Annotated in this window: 22 protein-coding genes; 10 read left to right on the top strand and 12 right to left on the bottom strand. The window is 67.2% G+C overall.

Features of this window, described 5'->3' with window-relative positions; translation table 11 throughout:
• The first annotated feature begins 57 nt into the window (after window positions 1-57).
• Window positions 58-2,265, top strand: coding sequence for an EAL domain-containing protein (locus tag AC0IX4_RS00410; protein ID WP_471827670.1), 2,208 nt, complete (start codon window positions 58-60; stop codon window positions 2,263-2,265).
• On the opposite strand, the gene AC0IX4_RS00405 is transcribed toward AC0IX4_RS00410, so the two are convergent.
• The 7 genes from AC0IX4_RS00405 to AC0IX4_RS00375 form a co-directional block, all read right to left on the bottom strand.
• The gene (locus AC0IX4_RS00405) at window positions 2,266-2,532 is read right to left on the bottom strand and encodes a lipopolysaccharide assembly protein LapA domain-containing protein (RefSeq protein WP_056072985.1); all 267 of its coding nucleotides are present in this window, start codon (window positions 2,530-2,532) and stop codon (window positions 2,266-2,268) included. It abuts the gene before it with no gap.
• 183 nt (window positions 2,533-2,715) lie between these two features.
• Entirely contained in the window at window positions 2,716-2,886 is a 171-nt protein-coding gene (locus AC0IX4_RS00400) for a CsbD family protein (RefSeq protein ID WP_056072208.1), read from the bottom strand.
• A 108-nt stretch (window positions 2,887-2,994) separates the two neighbouring features.
• On the bottom strand, window positions 2,995-3,684 hold the full coding sequence (locus AC0IX4_RS00395) for a ZIP family metal transporter (RefSeq protein WP_056072211.1): 690 nt from the start codon (window positions 3,682-3,684) through the stop codon (window positions 2,995-2,997).
• Between the two features lie 45 nt (window positions 3,685-3,729).
• Window positions 3,730-3,990, bottom strand: a complete 261-nt coding sequence (locus AC0IX4_RS00390; protein WP_056072214.1) for a hypothetical protein — start codon at window positions 3,988-3,990, stop codon at window positions 3,730-3,732.
• Window positions 3,987-4,340 (bottom strand): YidH family protein, encoded by a 354-nt coding sequence (locus AC0IX4_RS00385; protein WP_471827669.1) that lies wholly within the window; start codon window positions 4,338-4,340, stop codon window positions 3,987-3,989. Before AC0IX4_RS00385 ends, AC0IX4_RS00390 begins: the two co-directional genes overlap by 4 nt.
• A gap of 14 nt (window positions 4,341-4,354) precedes the next feature.
• On the bottom strand, window positions 4,355-4,732 hold the full coding sequence (locus AC0IX4_RS00380; protein WP_471827668.1) for a DUF5313 family protein: 378 nt from the start codon (window positions 4,730-4,732) through the stop codon (window positions 4,355-4,357).
• Window positions 4,729-5,199 carry a MarR family winged helix-turn-helix transcriptional regulator gene (locus AC0IX4_RS00375; protein WP_471827667.1) on the bottom strand — a complete coding sequence of 157 codons (471 nt, stop codon included), beginning with the start codon at window positions 5,197-5,199 and terminating at the stop codon, window positions 4,729-4,731. The genes AC0IX4_RS00380 and AC0IX4_RS00375 overlap by 4 nt, the downstream gene beginning before the upstream one ends.
• 1,114 nt (window positions 5,200-6,313) lie before the next feature.
• On the opposite strand from AC0IX4_RS00375, the gene AC0IX4_RS00370 reads away from it, so the two are divergent.
• The gene (locus AC0IX4_RS00370; protein ID WP_471827666.1) at window positions 6,314-7,018 is read left to right on the top strand and encodes a response regulator transcription factor; all 705 of its coding nucleotides are present in this window, start codon (window positions 6,314-6,316) and stop codon (window positions 7,016-7,018) included.
• Window positions 7,015-8,391 carry a sensor histidine kinase gene (locus AC0IX4_RS00365; RefSeq protein ID WP_471827665.1) on the top strand — a complete coding sequence of 459 codons (1,377 nt, stop codon included), beginning with the start codon at window positions 7,015-7,017 and terminating at the stop codon, window positions 8,389-8,391. The genes AC0IX4_RS00370 and AC0IX4_RS00365 overlap by 4 nt, the downstream gene beginning before the upstream one ends.
• Here AC0IX4_RS00365 and AC0IX4_RS00360 read toward each other — a convergent pair.
• Window positions 8,375-9,607, bottom strand: coding sequence for a multidrug effflux MFS transporter (locus tag AC0IX4_RS00360; protein WP_471827664.1), 1,233 nt, complete (start codon window positions 9,605-9,607; stop codon window positions 8,375-8,377). The genes AC0IX4_RS00365 and AC0IX4_RS00360 overlap by 17 nt on opposite strands.
• Window positions 9,608-9,684: 77 nt before the next feature.
• Between AC0IX4_RS00360 and AC0IX4_RS00355 the strand changes: the two genes are divergently transcribed.
• The 4 genes from AC0IX4_RS00355 (at window position 9,685) to AC0IX4_RS00340 (ending at window position 12,259) form a co-directional block, all read left to right on the top strand.
• On the top strand, window positions 9,685-10,125 hold the full coding sequence (locus tag AC0IX4_RS00355) for a MarR family winged helix-turn-helix transcriptional regulator (protein WP_471827663.1): 441 nt from the start codon (window positions 9,685-9,687) through the stop codon (window positions 10,123-10,125).
• 37 nt (window positions 10,126-10,162) lie between these two features.
• A complete protein-coding gene (locus tag AC0IX4_RS00350) occupies window positions 10,163-10,702 on the top strand; it encodes a thioesterase family protein (protein WP_471827662.1) in 540 nt (179 codons plus the stop codon).
• 119 nt (window positions 10,703-10,821) lie between these two features.
• Complete coding sequence (modA, locus tag AC0IX4_RS00345) at window positions 10,822-11,523, top strand: molybdate ABC transporter substrate-binding protein (RefSeq protein WP_471828316.1); 702 nt, start codon at window positions 10,822-10,824, stop codon at window positions 11,521-11,523.
• A 76-nt stretch (window positions 11,524-11,599) separates the two neighbouring features.
• The gene (locus AC0IX4_RS00340) at window positions 11,600-12,259 is read left to right on the top strand and encodes an NADPH-dependent F420 reductase (RefSeq protein WP_042575060.1); all 660 of its coding nucleotides are present in this window, start codon (window positions 11,600-11,602) and stop codon (window positions 12,257-12,259) included.
• Between the two features lie 69 nt (window positions 12,260-12,328).
• Here AC0IX4_RS00340 and AC0IX4_RS00335 read toward each other — a convergent pair whose 3' ends face one another.
• A complete protein-coding gene (locus AC0IX4_RS00335) occupies window positions 12,329-13,126 on the bottom strand; it encodes an enoyl-CoA hydratase-related protein (protein ID WP_471827661.1) in 798 nt (265 codons plus the stop codon).
• The gene (locus tag AC0IX4_RS00330; protein ID WP_471827660.1) at window positions 13,123-14,667 is read right to left on the bottom strand and encodes an acetyl-CoA acetyltransferase; all 1,545 of its coding nucleotides are present in this window, start codon (window positions 14,665-14,667) and stop codon (window positions 13,123-13,125) included. The genes AC0IX4_RS00335 and AC0IX4_RS00330 overlap by 4 nt, the downstream gene beginning before the upstream one ends.
• A gap of 47 nt (window positions 14,668-14,714) precedes the next feature.
• On the opposite strand from AC0IX4_RS00330, the gene AC0IX4_RS00325 reads away from it, so the two are divergent.
• Window positions 14,715-15,314: a TetR/AcrR family transcriptional regulator gene (locus AC0IX4_RS00325; RefSeq protein ID WP_042575063.1), complete on the top strand. Its 600-nt coding sequence runs from the start codon at window positions 14,715-14,717 to the stop codon at window positions 15,312-15,314.
• Here AC0IX4_RS00325 and AC0IX4_RS00320 read toward each other — a convergent pair.
• Complete coding sequence (locus tag AC0IX4_RS00320) at window positions 15,311-16,162, bottom strand: SDR family oxidoreductase (RefSeq protein ID WP_471827659.1); 852 nt, start codon at window positions 16,160-16,162, stop codon at window positions 15,311-15,313. The two genes, AC0IX4_RS00325 and AC0IX4_RS00320, sit on opposite strands and share 4 nt — an antisense overlap.
• A gap of 86 nt (window positions 16,163-16,248) precedes the next feature.
• On the opposite strand from AC0IX4_RS00320, the gene AC0IX4_RS00315 reads away from it, so the two are divergent.
• Window positions 16,249-17,145: an amidohydrolase family protein gene (locus AC0IX4_RS00315; protein ID WP_471827658.1), complete on the top strand. Its 897-nt coding sequence runs from the start codon at window positions 16,249-16,251 to the stop codon at window positions 17,143-17,145.
• Window positions 17,142-18,002: an LLM class flavin-dependent oxidoreductase gene (locus AC0IX4_RS00310; protein ID WP_471827657.1), complete on the top strand. Its 861-nt coding sequence runs from the start codon at window positions 17,142-17,144 to the stop codon at window positions 18,000-18,002. The genes AC0IX4_RS00315 and AC0IX4_RS00310 overlap by 4 nt, the downstream gene beginning before the upstream one ends.
• On the opposite strand, the gene AC0IX4_RS00305 is transcribed toward AC0IX4_RS00310, so the two are convergent.
• On the bottom strand, window positions 17,978-18,856 hold the full coding sequence (locus AC0IX4_RS00305; RefSeq protein ID WP_471827656.1) for an alpha/beta fold hydrolase: 879 nt from the start codon (window positions 18,854-18,856) through the stop codon (window positions 17,978-17,980). The genes AC0IX4_RS00310 and AC0IX4_RS00305 overlap by 25 nt on opposite strands.
• Between the last annotated feature and the right edge of the window lie 14 nt (window positions 18,857-18,870).

Here is an 18,870-nt window from a genome sequence, read left to right as displayed (position 1 = left end):
TCTGGATACCCCGCGGGGACCGGAGGGCGCCGGTCGACTCATGTCAGGAGGTGATCGGTGACTGTCGAAGGTCTGGGCGTGACCGGATTGCCGGCCGTGCTCGACGCTGCGCCCGATCTGGTCGCGGTGTCGGACCCCCGCGGCAGAGTGCTGTACATGAATCCGGCGGGCATCGCGATGGTGGGCGCAGCCGGTCTCGACGCGGTGCGGCGCCTGTCCACGTGGAACTTCTTCTCCGACGTCGGCTTGCTCACCGCACCCGACGTCGAACGGTCCCTCCAGGAGACAGGACTGTGGCGGGGACTCGGCGAACTGCGCCGACTCGACACCGGTGACCCGATTCCGGTCTCGATCTCCACGTTCGTCGTTCCTCGGGACGACGCCTCCGAGCCGTTGGTCGCCGCCGTCATGCAACGCCGCGGCACCTCCGAGGACGACGATTGCGCGCCGACCCCCGACCTCGCGTCGGCGGCCAACCGCATCCGCGAGCAGAGCGCCATCAGCGAACTGGGTCGGCGGGCCGTGGACGGTGATCTGAACACGATTCTCGCGGTGACAACCGGTGCGGCCACGGCCCTGATGGGAACGGAGTGTTCGTCCGTCGCCCGCCTGAACGAGGCCGGGACCGCACTCGACGTCGTCGGATACAGCGGCGTCAGCGAGCCACCCACCCGCTTCGGTCTCGGCACCCGCTCCGCTCCCGGTCTCGCAGTGAGTACCGGTGAGCTGGTCGTGTGCCCCGATGCCGCTGAGGAACGACGATTCGACACGTCCACGATGGAGTCCCGCGGACTCGCCAGCGCCGTCTGCGTCCCTTTCCACTCGGCCTCACTCCCCGGCGTTCTGACGGTCCACAGCGCATCACCGCGTGACTTCTCGGTAAGAGACCTGCGATTTCTGCAGACGGCCGCCGACATCCTCGCCGCCGCCATCCGGCGCATCGAACTCGAACAGGAATTGCGCTACAGATCGTTGCACGATCCCTTGACCGGGTTGGGCAATCGAACCCTGGCGTACCGACGGATCGAGGAAGCCACTGCGCACGTGAGGGATTCGGACACCACGGTGGCGGTGATACTCGCAGATCTGGACGACTTCAAGACCGTCAACGACAGCTTGGGCCACTCTCACGGTGATGCCGCGCTGATCTCGCTGTCGCGCAAGTTGGAACACGTGGTTCCGGGCGGTGACACCGTCGCGCGACTGGGCGGCGACGAGTTCCTGGTGGTCTGCGAACACGTCGTGGACGAGGACGATGCGCGCCGACGTGCACAACGCATCTCACGGGCACTGTCGACGGTGGATACCCGTGACGATCAGACGATGGCGTTCAGCGCCAGCATCGGCATCGCGCTTCTGCAGCATCCGGATACCTCCGCGGAGGAGATGGTGCGCCGGGCCGACCTCGCGATGTACCGCGCGAAAGCGACGGCACCGGGAACGATCGATGTCTTCGACATCCAGGACAAGTACGAGGCGGACAGGGTGTTCCGCCTCGCGGCGGATCTCCGACAATCGCTCGCGGACAACAGCTTGCGGGTCGAGTATCAACCGATCTTCGACCTGGAGAAGGACGCCGTCGTCTCCGTGGAGGCCCTGGCGCGCTGGGACCATCCGACGCTGGGCGCCGTACCGCCCAGCGAATTCGTCGCGGTAGGCGAACGGACCGGGTTGGTGGGCACACTCGGCGACTGGGCGCTCGACACCGCGTGCCGTGATGCGCTGGACTGGCCGGACCACATCACGGTGCGCGTGAACGTGAGCGCGCACCAGCTCAACGATCCCGACTTCGCCGAGTCGGTCACCCGAGTGCTGGAACGGACGGGGTTGCCGGCGACGCGGCTGGGGTTGGAGATCACCGAAACGGTGTGGGTCCAGGAAAACACGCGAGTGGCACGCACTCTGAGCAAACTCCACGACATGGGCGTGACACTGGCCCTCGACGATCTCGGGACCGGTCACAGCTCGATCGCCTATCTCGACCGGTACCCGATCTTCGACTGCCTGAAGATCGACGGGTCCTACATCAGCGCGCTACCGGGTCGACGACCGCACGCCATCGTGTCCGCGATCGTCATGCTGGGAGACGCTTTCGGAGTCGAACTCGTCGGTGAAGGGGTGGAGACAGCCGAGCAGGCCGAAGCATTCCGGACGAGCGGCGGGCGCCTGGCGCAGGGCTATCACCTGGCGCGGCCCATGCCGTCCGCAGCGGTCCGCGCGCTCCTCGAGGAGCGCGCGCGACCTCCGCATGTCGACGCCGGGTGACTACTTGACGGCGCGTCGGACCCGCAGTGCTCCGGAGATCGCGAACGCGATGATCGCACCGACGACAGCCGCGCCGAGCAGCGCGACACCCTGTGCCAGGTCGAAGTTCCACCCCAAGAAGTTGATGGTGGTGTGAATGGTGTTCTGCAGGATGAAGATGACCAAGGCCACAGTGAGGATCAGCGCGACGAGCAGCGAGAGCTTGGAGAAGAATCCGCCTGCGCGTCGACGTCCGGTGTGGGGGTGCGTGGTGGTGGTGTCGGTCATGGTCGTGCCTTTCGAGGACGTCACCGGTCCCTGCCGGTGATCGAGTGAGGAATCGGCCGCTCGGGCCTCCGCGAAACATGTCCGCGTGGTCCGTTCGGGACGTCCGGACATGGTCCGGACACACCACGGGCGGCGATGGACCCTTGTGGGTCCGGCGCCGCCCGGGTGCGAGTGGAGTACTGCTTACTTGAAGGTGTCCTTGACGTTCTCGCCGACCTTCTTCACGCCGGCCGAACCCTGGTCCTTCTTGCCCTCGGCCTCGAGGTCCTTGTTGTCGGTGGCGTCACCGATAACTTCCTTGGCCTTGCCGATGGCGTCTTCTGCTGCGTTCTTTGCCTTGTCGACGATTCCCATGATGAATCCTTTCGTTCTGAGCGGTAGCGGGTGACTGCCGCGTTCTGAAAGGTGAGACGAGAGTCGACACGGAAAGCGCACGCCATAATCAGGTGATGCCGGTCACACTCATCCGCCGAGGGCGAAGGCGACGAGGAAGCCCAGTGCCGTCGACATGCCGACCCACCACCCGCCGTCCTTGTAGGCCTCCGGCATCAGTGAGTCCGCGAGCACTGCCAGCGTCGCGCCGCCGGCGAAGGCCTGCACCGTCGAGATCCCGACATCCGGAATAGCGTCGGACACGCCGTATCCGAGGACGGTCACAGCGACCAGGACCACCGCCGTCGCAGTCCACAACGCCATCGCCCGGGCCGCCGAGAAATTGTGTCGGTCACGCATGAGGGAGGCGCCGCCGACCGCCTCGGGCACGTTGCCTACCGCGACGGCCACCAGCAGAACCAGTCCGCCTCCGCCCGTCAGCGACACACCCAGCGCGGTGTTCTCCGGTACGCCGTCGAGAATCGTTCCGAGCATCAGCGCCCACCCGATCGCGGCAGGACCCAGCTTGTTCTCGATCAGGTGGTTCGCCACCACGTAGACGCCGGCGCCGAGGAAGAGAGCAATTCCCGCGACGACGATCCCCGCCTGCCGGAACGCCGGTTCGAACAGTTCGGACGACACCGCGGCGATCATGGTTCCGGCACCGAATGCCATGAGCGCAGCCAACACTCGTTTCGGGAGCGTCCAGCGAAGGCCGATGGCAGCGCCCACGACCAGCGGCAGAGCGGTGCCGATTCCGAAGAGCGCGGCCGTCAGCATGGCGACAGTTCTTTCACCGGTCGCGTATACCCGCAGGGACGCGACTCACCCACGCAGAACCGATGCAGCCACGACTGCGGCGAGCACGACAGTCACTGCGCAGGGCGCGACGAGAGGCACTCGGTGCGCGGCGCGCGGCCACACGACGACAGCGAGTGATGCTGCAGCACACGCCAAGGCGACAACGACGAGAACGGCATCGTCACGGACCGCGCGAGAGACGATCAACGCGGTCATGGTGACCGACAGCGCCGTCCGGACGCGGGCCAGGGTGGTGCGCTCGGCGGCGAGACCGGGCGCCGTCACATCCTCAGCCCGACGGCAAAGGCCACGATGGCGACCACCAGTCCACCCGCCAACACGGCAGCCGCGGCCGGGAGGGGAAGTGACTCACCGCGACGCATCGCGGATTCGATACGGATCCAGCGTCCGAATGCACCGATCACCAGCAGCGCGGCCACGCCCAGGAGACCGAGCACCAGAACTCTCCGCAGGGTCGGAGACAGGAGATCCCCGCCGAAGGCTTCCAGCGCTGCAGCGGTAGCAACGAGGCCCAGCGACGTTCTGACCCACGCCAGGTACGTGCGCTCGTTGGCAAGGGTGAATCGCGGATCGGGGTCGGACCCCTCGCGGAGACTTCGGGGCCACAGGCGCACGTGATGAAGCCTATCTAGCGGCCGGGGTGCCACCGTTCGTACGCCCGGCGTTCGGCTTCCTCGCGCGCCACCTTCTTGGGGTTCTGCAGATCGGGTGACAGCCCGTGCGCGGCCAGACGGCGACGCCTGTTGGGCTCCATGTACGCCGCGGCGTAGAAGAGTGCCAGCAGCACCGCGAGCAGGATCATCGCGCCGCGCAGCCACAGCTCACCCGGGAACAGCAGGAAGGCGACGAAGATGGGCAGGAAGGGGATCATGCTGCGCAGAAGATGCCGCGGCACCGCCCTGTCGCCGATCAGATCGTTACGCACCCATGCCTGCATCGTCGGCGGCAGAGTCCGTCCGAACGAGTAGCCGATCCACTGCAGCGGCCCGGGTCGAGTCCGATTCATCGTGCGCCTCCCTCGGCTGTCGACAACGCGCCGGCTGCGATAGCGGCGGTGTTGATGCTGCTCAGCACCTCGTGCAACCGTTCCAGTTCGGACACGTCTGCCCCGAGTGCCTCTATGACCTTTCCCGGTATCGACTCCGCTGAACGTCGCAGGGCCGTTCCCTTGTCGGTCAGGGCGATCACCAACCGACGCTCGTCGGTGTCGCTCCGGCGGCGAGTGAGCAGACCGTCCGCATCGAGCCGCTTCAACAGCGGCGTCAGCGAGGCAGGCTCGAGTTGCAGAGCCGACGCGATCTCCCCCGCCGACATCGGCGCCCGCTCCCACAACGCGAGCATGACGAGGTATTGAGGGTGCGTCAGTCCCAGCGGCTCGAGGAGCGGCCGGTAGACGGACAGCACCGCTCGATTGGTGACGGCCAGGGCGAAACACACCTGGCGGTCGAGCGCGAGCGGGTCGGTGGTGGTCACGAGGTCCACTCTACGCTGATAGTTAGAGTGCTTACTGTTAGATGACTCACTATTTGCGGTGCGCGGGAGGAGGGGGTGCACACCCCCACCGCTGGGCGAACACCCCTGCGGCCAGCTGCAGAGGGTGCGGAGCGCTGGAAGGGGTGTGCACACGCCACCCGTGAGCAGCGCGCAGGCCGGAGTTTGCCGAGATCCTCCCGTGCTGCAATTGGTGTGCACACCCCCACCGTGAAGCGCACACCCCCTACGGCCTGCCGCAGAGGGTGTGGCGCGCTGGAAAGGGTGTGCACACACCGCCCGTGAGCAGCGCGGTTGCTGGAGCTTGCCGAGATCCTCCCGTGCTGCAATGTGTGTGCACACCCCCACCCTGGAGCGCACACCCACTACGGCCAGCTGCAGAAGGTGTGGCGCGCTGGAAAGGGTGTGCACACCCACCGCAGTTCCGGCGATCAGGGCGTCGGGGGTGCGCATTCCGCCGCTGCCGGAGCACCCTCAGGTGCCTTGCCTGCCGGACCGGCGCCCTCGGGGCCGTGACCTGCAGGACCGTGACCCGCGGGACCGGGGCCTGCGGGACCATGGCCGGCCGGGCCACCCTCAGGACCGCATCCGGGTGCAGGCGGCGTCGGCGCACCTTCGGCCGGCGCAGGCGCATCAGCAGGCGGAGTCGGCGCACCCTCGGGCGGCGCAGGCGCATCAGCAGGCGGAGTCGGCGCACCCTCAGGCGGCGTCGGCGCATCAGCAGGCGGAGTCGGAGCATCAGCAGGCGGAGTGGGAGCAGCCGCAGGATCGCAGGTGGCGTCCGGGGCAGCGTCGGGTGCAGGCGCGTCGGGCGCAGCACTTTCCGACACCGGCGGGGCTTCACCCGGACCGTCGGCGGAGGCGGTGCCCACCGCCCCGAGCAGGAGCCCACCGGCCAGTACAGCTCCGGCAACCAGTCGGCCGGTCCTGACGCGCATCTTTCGTGTCGACATCTTCGTCCCCTCTGTCGTCGGCACCGGGGTGGCGCCGCTCGTGATGTCGACAGTCGGGCGTGGACCTGAAGCCTTCCTGAAGTCGCGCGGTTCGCAGGCTCGTCTTCAGCAAGTCTTCAGGCGCGGACCCGCATAGTGGTGTCGTGAACGAACGGCGACCGGCACTGACCCCGCGAATTATCGTGGTCGAGGACAACGAGACGTTGCGGCTGTCCGTGTCCACGGCCATCGCGGACATGGGCGCCGATGTCCGTTCCGCGCCGGACGGGTCGACACTCGAACGTGCGCTGACGGATCACCGTCCTCACCTCGTCGTTCTGGACATCATGCTTCCGGGTCGCGACGGGCTCGAGCTGCTGCGCGTCGTGCGGCGGTCCGGCGATGCTGCGGTGTTGATGTTGACCGCACGGGACTCGATCTCCGATCGTGTCGCCGGTCTGACCGCCGGCGCGGACGACTATCTGGTGAAGCCGTTCGCCATGGCGGAACTCCTCGCCCGCGTCACCGCCGTGCTCCGTCGACACGGCGCGGTCGCCACGTCGATCGAGTGCGGAGACGTGTCGGTGGACACCGAGTCCGGCGACGCGACACGCTCGGGTCACCACCTGAATCTGACCGCGACGGAGTGGAAGCTGTTGTCCTACCTCGCTGCTCAACGAGGTAGGACGGTATCCAAGACCCAGATCCTGACACAGGTGTGGGGCTATGACGCGTACGACGAGAACCTTGTCGAGGTCCACATCAGCGCGCTGCGGCGCAAGCTCGAGGAGTTCGGCCCGCGCATCCTGCACACCCGTCGCGGCATCGGCTACGTGTTGGCCGCCGACACCGTGAGCCCGGCGACATGACGACCTCACCCCGGCGGGGTCTGCGCACCGGATCGCTACGACTGCGATTGCTTCTGTCCGTGATGTCGGTGGTGCTCGTTCTACTGGTCGGCATCGTGGTCGCCACGACATTTCTGCTGCAACGGCAACTCGAGGCGTCCGCGGGGGACAGCCTCGCCGGCCGCACCGCCACCGCTCAACAGCTGCTGGACAACGGTGCCGATCCCACCGAGATCGTCTCCGCCACACAGGGAGAGAACGTGGCGGCGCAACTGGTGACGACGGACGGTCGCATCGTCGGCGACCTCGCGCTCCGAGCGACGACACCGCCGCCCGCACTGCGCCCGCCGGCGACCCCGGGGGGCGGCCCGCCGCCGGGTCCCCCACCCGGCCCGGAAGAGACGAGGCCGACGCGAGTGTCGACGACGACGCTGACAGACGGATCGGTGTTGACCGTTGCGGTCGACACGTCGTCGATCGACGCCGTGCAGCGTCAGTTGCTGATCGTGCTGATTCCCCTGGTTCTCGTCGCGACCGCGGTCGCGGCTCTGCTCATGGCGGTGGTTGTGGGTGCGTCGCTGCGGCCGCTGCGCAGCATGACGTCGCTGGCCCGGTCCATCACCAGAGGTAACCGAGGCGATCGACTCGCTCCGACTCGTTCCGACACCGAACTCGGCGAGACCGCAACGGCTTTCGACGAGATGCTCGACGAGCTCGAAGGCGCCGAAGCGCGGGAACGTGCTGCGGCGGATCGCACGCGGCAGTTCGTCGACGATGCGGCGCACGATCTGAGGACACCGGTGGCGGGCATCTCGGCCGCGGCGGAGACTCTTCTACGTGGCGGCGTCGACACGGACCGTGATGTGCGGGAACGACTGTTGGCGTCGATGATCCGGGAGTCGCGACGCGCGTCCCGGCTGATCGACGACCTTCTGATGTCGGCGCGCACCGATGACGACGTCGACCTGGACCGTCGGCCTCAGGATCTTCTCGCGTTGGTCCGGGCGGATGCGGACCGCGTGCGAGTGATCGCTCCCGACGCGACCGTGGTGGTCGACGGCGAGAGTGTCGTGGCGCGGGTCGACGGTGCACGGTTCGCTCGAATCCTGGCCAACCTCACCGACAATGCCCTTCGCTACGGACCGCCCGACGGTACGGTCACCCTCACCGTCACCAGGTCGGCCGACACCGCGATCGTGACGGTGCAGGATCAGGGACGGGGCATCGCCGAGCACGAGGCCGACCGCATCTTCGACAGGATGGTCCGACTCGACGACGCCCGTTCCACCGAAGGATCGGGGCTCGGACTGACGATCGCGCGCACGTTCGCGCGGGCGCACGGCGGTGACGTCGTGTACGACGGCACCGCCTTCGTCGTCACTGTGCCGGTGTGACCGTACGAGTCCCGACCAGCACCGCGCCGAGCCCGACGACCGCACTGACCAGCATCGCGACGGCCATGGGCACCGCGGTGTCCTCGCCGCCGAGGCCCACCAGCGGCGAGATGACGGCGGCGAGTCCGAACTGGGCCGCCCCCATGACAGCGGAGCCGGTCCCGGCTGCTCGACGGGCTTCGCCGAGAGCGAGCGTGGTGGCGTTGGCGATGATGAAACCGAGGCTGGCCACCGCGAACCACAGCAGGACGAGCGTCGCCCACAGGTAGGGCCCGACGACGGCGTCGACGACCAGGAGCGCGGAGAACGTCACCATGGCGACGAGGCCGACTCGCAGCAGCGTTTCCGGACGTACTCGATCGACGAGTTTCGCGTTGGCTCCGCTGGTCACCACGATGCCGAGAGCGTTGGCGGTGAAGGCGATGGAGTACCACGTCGTCGACAAGCCGTGGACCTCCTGGAGTACGAACGGCGACGCCGAGATGTACGCGAACATGACGCCGAATCCGAAGGCGAACGCACCGGCGAAGCCGAGGAAACGCCTGTTGGACAACACCTCCCGAGCATCCCGCATCATGGTGGACACGCCGCCGGTGCTGCGGAGCTCCGCCGGGTGACTCTCCGGCAGCAGGGCGAGCACACCGACGAACATGAGGACGGACACCGCGGCGAGAACCCAGAACACGCCGCGCCACCCGGTCAGGCCGATGACGGCACCGCCGAGCAGCGGAGCGATGACGGGAGCGACGCCGTTCACCAGGACGAGCAGGCTGAACAGCTTCGCTGCCGCCGCGCCGCGTGCACGGTCACTGATGACGGCGCGGGAGAGAACGACGCCGGCGGCACCGGTGAAGCCCTGCACGAATCGGAACACGGTGAGCAACTCCACCGTCGGGGACCACGCGCACAGGATCGTGGCGATGATGGAGACGAAGGTGCCGATCAGCAGCAGGGGCCGCCTGCCGAAGCGATCGGACAGCGGCCCGATCACCAGGTTTCCGACGGCCAGTCCCACCAGGAACGTGGTGAGAGTCAGCTGGATAGCCGAGGCGCTGACACCGAACTCCTCCGCCATGCGGGGGAACGCCGGGAGGTACATGTCGATGGACAGCGGAGCGACGGCTGCCAGAAGTGCCAGCATCGCGATCACGCCGGACGAGACGGGACGTGCTGCGGTGGAGTCGACGGTGTCGTCGGACCGCGTGTCGACGCTCATCGGAGGGCCTCCGTATTAGATATAACTTTATACATACTCACATGAGTAGAATGGCAGCCATGGAGCCCGGAAGTCCAGTGAGCGAGTCCGATGTGATCGACATCGCTCGCGAGGTTCGCGCCCTCGTCTGGTCGCTCCGACGATTCGGTGAGCGTCAATCCGGCCTGCCCGCTCTCCCTCATTCCGAACTCGAAGTTCTGCGGGTGGTGGTGGGCCATGAGGGGACCACCGTCTCGGACGTCGCCCGCATGCTGGGCTTGCACAGCAGCAACGTCAGCACGACGGTGCGACGTCTGATCGACAAGGGACTGCTCGCGCGGGACACCGATCCCGGTGACAGACGGTCGAGTCGGCTGCATTCCACCGCTACGGCACGGCGGCACGGCGAGATGATCGACGACGTGTGGATCGACGCGATCGGACGCCGACTCGCCGCCATGTCTCCGGAGGACGCAGCCCTGCTCACCCGCGCCGCACCGCTCCTCGCGCACCTCACGTCGATGCCGACCGAACCCTGACGACTGCGCGAGGCTACGGAACCGTCATAGTGACGCCATGCTGATGTCGCTCCGCCTTCTTCGACAGATGGCGCCGTGGCGCACCGGACACGGTCCCGTGCGCGTCGAACCCACCCGCACCTGGTTCCGAGTCGCGCCGTCCGACCTGGACGTGTTGATGCACATGAACAACGGTCGCTACCTGTCGATACTCGACGCCGGCCGAGTGGACATGTTCGTCCGCGGCGGGTTGTGGCGGACGCTGCGGGGCAAGGGGTGGCATCCCGTCGTCGCGTCGCAGACGATCACCTACGTGCGGTCCCTGACGCTGTGGACCAAATTCTCGGTGTCGACGCGATTCCTCGGCGTGGATGCGAAGAACGCCTACCTGGAGCAGATCTTCGACGTCGACGGTCGGGTTCACGCGACGGCCGTCGTCGCACTGCGTTTCCTCGACGACACGGGATCGTCCGTTCCCACCGAGAGCATCGTCGCGTTGTTCGGCGCCGACGCCGCTCCCCGTCACCGTCCGGACGCCGAGATTCCTCTGGGCCGCCGAACGCAGCACCTGATCGTCACTGCATTCGACGACGCCTGACCGCCGTATCCGCAGCCGCTGCTATATCGTCGCTTCCGAACCGCACCTGCGGTCAGAAGGAGCGCATCATGCCCAGAACATCCGTGCTCGTCTGCGGGACGGCGGCGTTGGTCGTGGCGATGTCGGCATGCTCGTCTCCCGACGCCGGAGACACCGTCACGGTGTTCGCCGCCGCGTCGCTGAAGACGACGTTCACCGAGCTGGGGACGCAGTTCGAGCAGTCGCATCCGGGCACCACCGTCACGTTCACCTTCGCGGGCTCGTCGGACCTGCTGTCCCAACTCACGCAAGGTGCGCGCGGCGACGTGTTCGCCTCGGCCGACGCCGCCACCATGCAGAGGGCAGTCGACGCGGATCTGATCGACGGAAACCCGGTGACCTTCGCGACGAACACCCTCACCATCGTCACTCCTCCCGGCAATCCGGCGGGCATCACATCGTTCGCCGATCTGGCGAGACCCGGTACCGACACCGTCGTGTGCGCACCGCAGGTGCCGTGCGGAGCCGCCACCGAGAAGCTGGAGGGCGCCACCGGGGTGACGCTCGCGCCCGTCAGCGAGGAGTCGTCGGTGACGGACGTGCTGGGCAAGGTCACGTCCGGGCAGGCCGACGCCGGACTCGTCTACGTCACGGACGCCTCCGGCGCCGGAGATGCCGTCGACACGGTGGCCTTCCCGGAATCGTCCGGCGCGGTGAACACCTACCCGATCTCCACGTTGACCGACTCTCGCACACCGGACCTCGCGAGCGATTTCGTGGACTTCGTGGCCGGCGCCGACGGACAGAAAGTGCTGAGCGAGGCGGGTTTCGGCGCACCCTGACCCACCGGGGGAATGATCCGGGATCCGACGGGGTTGGCCGAGCGAGACGCTCGTCGTACGACCGAAGGAGAATGACGTGAAGATCGGCATCATCGGAGCAGGAGACATCGGCGGCACCCTGACGCGGCGACTGCGCGCTGTCGGCCACGAGGTCGCCGTGTCCAACTCGCGCGATCCCGAGACCCTCGCCGATCTGGCATCCGAGACGGGAGCTACCGCCGTCTGGGCCAAGGACGCCGCGACCGACGCCGACCTGGTCATCGTCAGCATCCCGCAGAAGAACACTCCCGACCTGGCGTCGGGCATCCTGTCCGCGCGCAAGCCCGGAGCGCCGGTCATCGAGACCAACAACTACTACCCGCAGCAACGTGACGGAAAGATCGACGCGATCGAATCCGGAACGCCGGAAAGCGTGTGGGTGTCGGAGGTGCTCGGCGAGCCGGTAGTCAAGGCGTTCAACGGCATCTGGTGGAAGCACCTTCTGAACAAGGGTGTTCCGGCCGGTACCGACGGACGCATCGCACTCCCCATCGCCGGGGACGACGCCGACGCCAAGAAGCTTGTGTCCGAGGTCATCGACGAGATCGGCTTCGACGTCGTCGACACCGGCTCGCTTGCCGACTCCTGGCGTCAGCAGCCCGGAACACCGGTGTACGGCAAGGACTTCGGCACCGATGCGGCTGTCGAGGCACTGGCACAGGCCACCCCCGAGCGCACCGACGAGTGGAAGGCCTGACCGTTCACGCGGCGAGTATCGCGTCGTACAGGGCGTATAGACCGAAGGATCCCAGCGCGACCGCGCGGGTCAGAGTCCCGTCCACCGGGGCGCGCGTTTCTCCATGAACGCCATGATCCCCTCGACCGTGTCGGACGAGGTGGAGAGCCGCGCCAGTGCCCGGTCCGTCTCCGCCCACGCTGCTGATTCGGACGCGATGCGGCCGTCCTCGATGCCGCGTGCGATCACCTTGCTGGCCTTGACGGCGAGGGGCGCTCCTGCACTGATCTTCTCGGCCAGCTCCAGGGCGGTGTCGAGGACGCGTTCCGGCTCCACGACGTGATTCACCAATCCCCATCGGGCCGCATCCTGCGCGGTCATGGGCTCACCGGTGAGGATCAGCTCCATCGCGATCGCCCGCGGAATGGCGTCGACGAGCCGGAACAGCCCGCCCGCGCCGGCTATCAACCCCCGATGTACCTCGGGGAGCCCGAATCGCGCTGTGGTGGAGGCGATCACCAGGTCTCCGGACAGAGCGATCTCGGTGCCGCCGCCGAGCGCATTTCCCGTGACTGCGACGATGACGGGCGTCGAGATGGGGTGCCTCGTGATGCCGGCGAAGCCCCAGTACGCCGTCTCGGCAGGCGTGACTCCGTCGGGCCCACGCGTTCCGAGGGCCTTGAGGTCAGCCCCTCCGCAGAACGTCGAATCCCCTGTCGCCGTGAGGACGACTGCACGGATGGTGTCGTCCCCGTCCGCTCGTTCCCACGCTTCCCCGAGAAGGGTATGCACCTCGGCGTTCACGCTGTTCGCGGCTTTCGGGCGGTTGATCGTCACCAGCAGAACGTGATCGCGTACTTCGGTGAGGACGGCATCCTGATCGGTCATAGCGGTACGTCCTTGTCGGTTCGGTTCATCGTGACGGTCAGAGTTCCGTCGTGGTCGATCACGTCGATCGCGAGACCGACGACGGACGTGTCGGACTCGGTCGTCGCGGCATGGAGAGCGGCTGCGACATCGGCGCCGGCATGACCCGCGACGCGTTCTCCCGCAGGTGTTCTGGCCACGATCAGCGCCTGGTCGGGCGCCCCGTCGCGGCCGAACATGACGGTGGCCGTCTCGACGACCGCCGGTCCGTCGTAGCCGTGCACGACGGACACCGGATCCGTCGACAGGGAGACCGCGTCGGGATTCCCGATGTACCCGTCCTCGTGTGCCGCCGTCGACAACAGGATCGTGTGCTGGTGCGTGAGATAACCCCCGTTGGCATGGACCATCGCGAGTGCCGGAGACCCACTCCCGCGTGCCGTACGCAGCAGCCTGGTCGACTCGGCGACGGCGTGCAGCGAATAGTTGCTGAGAGGACCGCCGAAGAACGAATGCCCGCCGAGCACCGTCGGTGTCGAGTCGGGCGACAGTCCCAGTTCGTCGATCAACAGCATCGGCACGACGGGGAAGCAACTGTAGGCGTCGACGACGGTCAGGTCCGCACCGGTCACGCCCGCCGCCGACAACGTGGTGCGCACCGCCTCACGGAGTGCGGGTGAGTGATCGAACGTGCTGCGCGCGAGTAGGTCCGGGGTGTCCGACGCACCGGCACCGCCCCACAGGTAGACGATGCGATCGTCCGGCACGCCCGCATCGCGCGCCGCTGCCAACGAGCAGACCAGGACGGCGGCTGCCTGATCCACGAACGGCATGGCGTTCATGGCGAGTGGATAGCAGTCTGACACCGCGCGATTCGTCGAGTCGACGGTGGAGATGCTGTCCGGGGTGCGCTCGACCGGGCTCCAGGCAACCGGGTGCTGAGCAGCGATGGACGAGAAGCGGGAGTACAACTCTGCCGACGCGCGCAGGGATTCGGTCGGGCGAACGCCGAGTCGGTGAGCTCGAGCAGTGTCGAAGAGGGGGTAGATCTGAACAGGCGCAAGAATCGCTGCGCGCTGCATCTCGGCGCTGCCGAGGTCGTCGGGACTGAAGGTCGGCGGGCCACCCGGCGCGGTGCGCCATCCGATGTCCGCTGGGTTCGTACCCGATTTGGTCAACGCGCGCACCGACGCCTGGGTTTCACTGCCGATCACCAGCGCGGCAGTGGTCAGCCCCTCGGCAATGTCGTGGCCCACCTGATCCATCAGGCGCGCAGGATGGTGCCCACCGATCGAACTGGTCGACCGCCTCGACGCCTCGACACCCAGACGGTCGGCGACCAGCGCGGGCAGGTCCTCGTAGTTCCAACTCGTCGTCCGGACGGCGTGGATGGCATCGATATGCGCGGTCAGTGTCGATACGCCCGTGTCCGCGATCGCCGCCTCGACTGCACGGAGCACCAGGTCGAGTGGTTCGACCGGGTCGGCAGACGTGCCGGCGCTTCCGGATACGACGTCGCCGACGCCCACGACGACCGGAATGCGCTCTGTTGCGTGTGACATGGAGACAGCTTATTACAGACACCATTTGTCTGTAATAAGCTGGTGTCATGGAGACGAGCGGAGAATCGGTCCGACGTGGGCGGCCCCGCGATCCGTCCATGGAATCGCGGGTCTACGGCGCCGTCGTCGACGTGTACTGGCGGACGGGGTGGGCCGGGTTCACCATCGATGCCGTCGCCAAGACCGGCGGGGTCGGACGCGCCGCCATCTACCGACGCTGGCCCACGAAGGAAGATCTGCTCACCGGCGCCCTGGAAGCGGTACTGCCGCTGGTCGATCCCATCGACACCGGCTCACTGACGACGGACCTGGCCGAGCTGGCCCGGCAGCTACTCACGGGCTACCGGGACTCCTCGGGTCTCATCGCGGTCCGTGTCGCCCTGGACGCGCGCGTCTATCCCGATCTGCTCGAAGCGCTGACCGCCACCATCAGCACCAGCCGGTTCACGGCAGCACGGGAGATCGTGCGTCGAGCGGTTGCCCGCGGCGAACTGCCCGAGAGCACTCGCACCACACTGCTTCTCGAAATGCTCACGGGCGCAGTCCTCAGCCGTGTCCTGTTCGCCCACGACGCATCGATTCCGACCGATGACGATGCGTACGTCGACGACCTGGTCGCGGCTGTGCTGACGAGCGTGCAGCGCTAGGCGCGAGGATCCGGAACCGCGACCTGCCCACGCGCCCTGTCCTCGTACGCGCGACGACGTTCGGTATCGACGTCGGCCAGGAAGATCTGCTCCGAACCGAAACTGCGACTGACGAATTCGCCGAGTCGACGCGGCATGAACCGCTGACTGACGACGATGGCGCCGGCCATGGCAGGAATGCGAACCTTCGGCCGCGGGCGCTGGATCAACCGGACCACCGCCTGCGCGATGTCCTCGGGCTCGGCCTTCTTCATGAACGGCACACTGCGTGTCCCGGACGCGAGTTCGGTGTTCACGAACCACGGAAGCACGAGGGAGAACTCGACACCCGACGACCGGTACTCCAACCGAGCCGCTTCGGTGAACGCGATGACTGCCGACTTGCTCGCGCAGTAGGTCGCCAGGCCGGGTGCCACCGTCTCCCCCGCCATCGAGGCGATGTTGATGACGTGTCCGCGTCTGATCGGCACCATCCGGCGCAGCGCGGCTTTCGTCCCGGTGATGACACCGTGCACGTTGACGTCCATGATCCGCCGGGCGACCACATCGGTTTCGTCCGTCAGCGCTCCGACGGGCATGATGCCCGCATTGTTGACGACCACGTCGACGGGTCCGAGTTCACGCTCGACCAGATCGAGGAAGGCGTCGAACGACGCTGGATCGGTCACGTCGAGCGTCGTGTGTGCGTGGACTTTCGCGGACTCTGCTGCGCTGACCAGGGCCCGCGCGTCCACATCGCCGATGGCCACCTTCGCGCCGGCGTCGACGAGGGCTCGCGCCGTGGCGAGCCCGATTCCGCGCGCGCCACCAGTGATGGCAACGACTCGTCCCTGCAGTGATCCCGTCATGCAGCTATTACAGACATGGTTTGTCTGTAAGTCAAGGATTCGACATCTCCGCCGGCGCACCGGCACGGGGTGCGAGGATCGAGTGCGTGCAGAACCGTGACGACGACATCCGCAACGTCCACCGTGTGCTCGACGACCTCGAGCTCGCGTCGATCGTCGACGTCCACACCCACTTCATGCCCCACCAGGTTCTGGCGAAGGTCTGGAACTACTTCGACACCGTCGACGAGCGGTTGGGCAGGGCCTGGCCGATCGAGTACCGCGTGGACGAGGACGCGCGTACCGACCTCCTGCGCGAGTACCGCGTCGGCACCTTCACCTCCTTGCTCTACCCCCACAAGCCGGGCATGGCGCAGTGGCTCAACACATGGGCGAGCGAGTTCGCGGACCGTACGCCCGACTGCGTCCGCACGGCGACCTTCTACGCCGAACCCGGCGCCGGCGCGTACATCCGCGCGGCTATCGAAAACGGTGTCGGCGTCGTCAAATGCCATGTCCAGGTGGGAGCCTTCGATGTGCTCGACCCGCACCTCGACGAGGTCTGGGCCCTGCTCGACGATGCACGGGTGCCCGTCGTGATCCATTGCGGGTCGGGCCCGGAAGCAGGCCCCTACACCGGTCCGACGCCTATCGGCGCTCTGCTGCAACGATTCCCGACACTGACACTCCTGATCGCGCACATGGGCATGCCCGAGTACGACGCGTTCCTCACCCTCGCCGAGACCTACGACAACGTCGGTTTGGACACCACGATGGTGTTCACGGACTTCATGGAGGACGTCGCTCCGTACCCACGGGACGCGCTGCCTCGCCTGAAGGATCTTCAGCACAAGATCGTGTTCGGCAGCGACTTCCCCAATATTCCGTATCCCTATGCCCACGCTCTCGAGAGTGTCGTCGGACTAGGGCTCGGTGACGAGTGGTGTCGCGCTGTGCTGCACGACAACTGGTCACGCTTCCACCGTCCGGAGCGTGTCTCGTGACCACTCCGCGGCTCGGCATCGCCTTCACCCCTGCACACGACCCGACTCGGCTGATCGACGTCGCCCGCGCTGCCGACGCGGCCGGATTGGACGAATTCTGGCTGTGGGAGGACTGCTTCAGCCACGGCGGACTGACCACCGCGGCAGCAGTTCTCGCCAGTACCGACCACATACAGGTCGGTCTCGGACTCATGCCCGCGCCACTGCGTAATGTGGCGCTGTGCGCCATGGAGGTCTCGTCGCTGCACCGACTGTTCCCCGGTCGGTTCCTCGCCGGTGTCGGACACGGGGTGCAGCGCTGGATGGGGCAGACCGGCGCCCGCGTCGCGTCTCCCATGACCCTGCTCGACGAGTACTCGACAGCCTTGCGCGCTCTACTCCGCGGCGACGAGGTCACCGTCGACGGCCGGTACATCACGCTCGATGCCGTGCGGCTGCAGTGGCCGGCGCCGGACGAACCGTTCTTTCTCGGCGGCACCGGCCCGAAGACGCTGCGCTACGCGGCATCTCACTCTGACGGCACCTTGTTCGCGGCCGCGATGTCGGACGACGAGCTGGTCGCGTCGTGCGCCGAGGTGATCGCGGCACGACGCTCGGAGGACCACCGGATCATCGCTCCTCGACTTGTGGCTGTGGGCGCCGGTGCCGATGACCGCATTCGCGACGAGGTCGCGCGCTGGGGCAAGTCCGATGCGCACGAACTCGCGGTTACGGGCAGCGCGGCGGACGTGGCCCGCGAGGTGACCAGGTTGGGGCAGATGGGAATCACGTCCGTCGTCGCACACCCGACCGACGACGAGCCGGATCTGGAGGGACTGGTCGAGGTGCTCGGTCAGACGGCTGCGGCGGTGCGCTGAGCACCCGACGGAACACGGTGTGCAGCGAGGAAGTCGAGAAGCACGGGGGCGAAGGATGCGGCATTCTCGAAGAACGGGAAGTGGCTGCCCCCTTCGGCTCTGGTGAAGACGCGAAGTTCGGCACCGGGAATGCGGTCGGCAGTCCAGGCCTGCGACGCCGTCGACACGTGACTGACCTCGCCGCCGATCACGAGAGTGGGGACGTCGATGCCGGGCAACACGTCTCGCCAGTCCTGCATGATGTGATCGAACAGGAGCCGCGCACCCCACGCGGCCGGCATCCGAAGGTTCTCGCGGTAGAGCCACTCCACGTCATCGGCGCCGATATCCGGAGAGAGCATCGACACCAGGAACGCGTGGCGGATCGCGTCGCTCTCGGGAGAGGTCAGCGACGCCACGAAAGCATCGGCACCGGCGACGTCCAGGATCGCACCCGCATCCCTGCCGTCCTCGGCCGTCATCCACGGCAGGACGGCGCAGGCGCTCGGCTGATCCACGACGACGAGAGAGTCGACGCGGGACGATCCATGGGTGTCCAGGTAGCTCCAGGCGACCGAGGCGCCCAACGAATGCCCGACCAGGCATGCTCGATCCACGTCGAGAGCGTCGAGTACCTCGTGCAGATCGGCTGCCAGCCGCGCGACACGCGCGCCCGTAGCCGGCTTGCCCGACCCCCCGTGGCCGCGGAGGTCGAAGGACACCACCCGATGAGTGGGAGCGAGCAAGGGGATAACGCGGTCGAACATCGCCCGTGACTGCGACCATCCGTGCATCAGCACCAGGGTGTCACCGGTCGATCCGGGACCGCTGTCTCTGACGTCGAGCGGACACCCGTCGCTGGTGGTGACCATCATGGTTGCGGCTCCTC

The organism is Rhodococcus sp. AC861 (assembly GCF_979256035.1).
The sequence above is the reverse complement of the archived record's forward strand: the minus strand, read 5'-3'. Positions and strand labels throughout refer to the sequence as shown.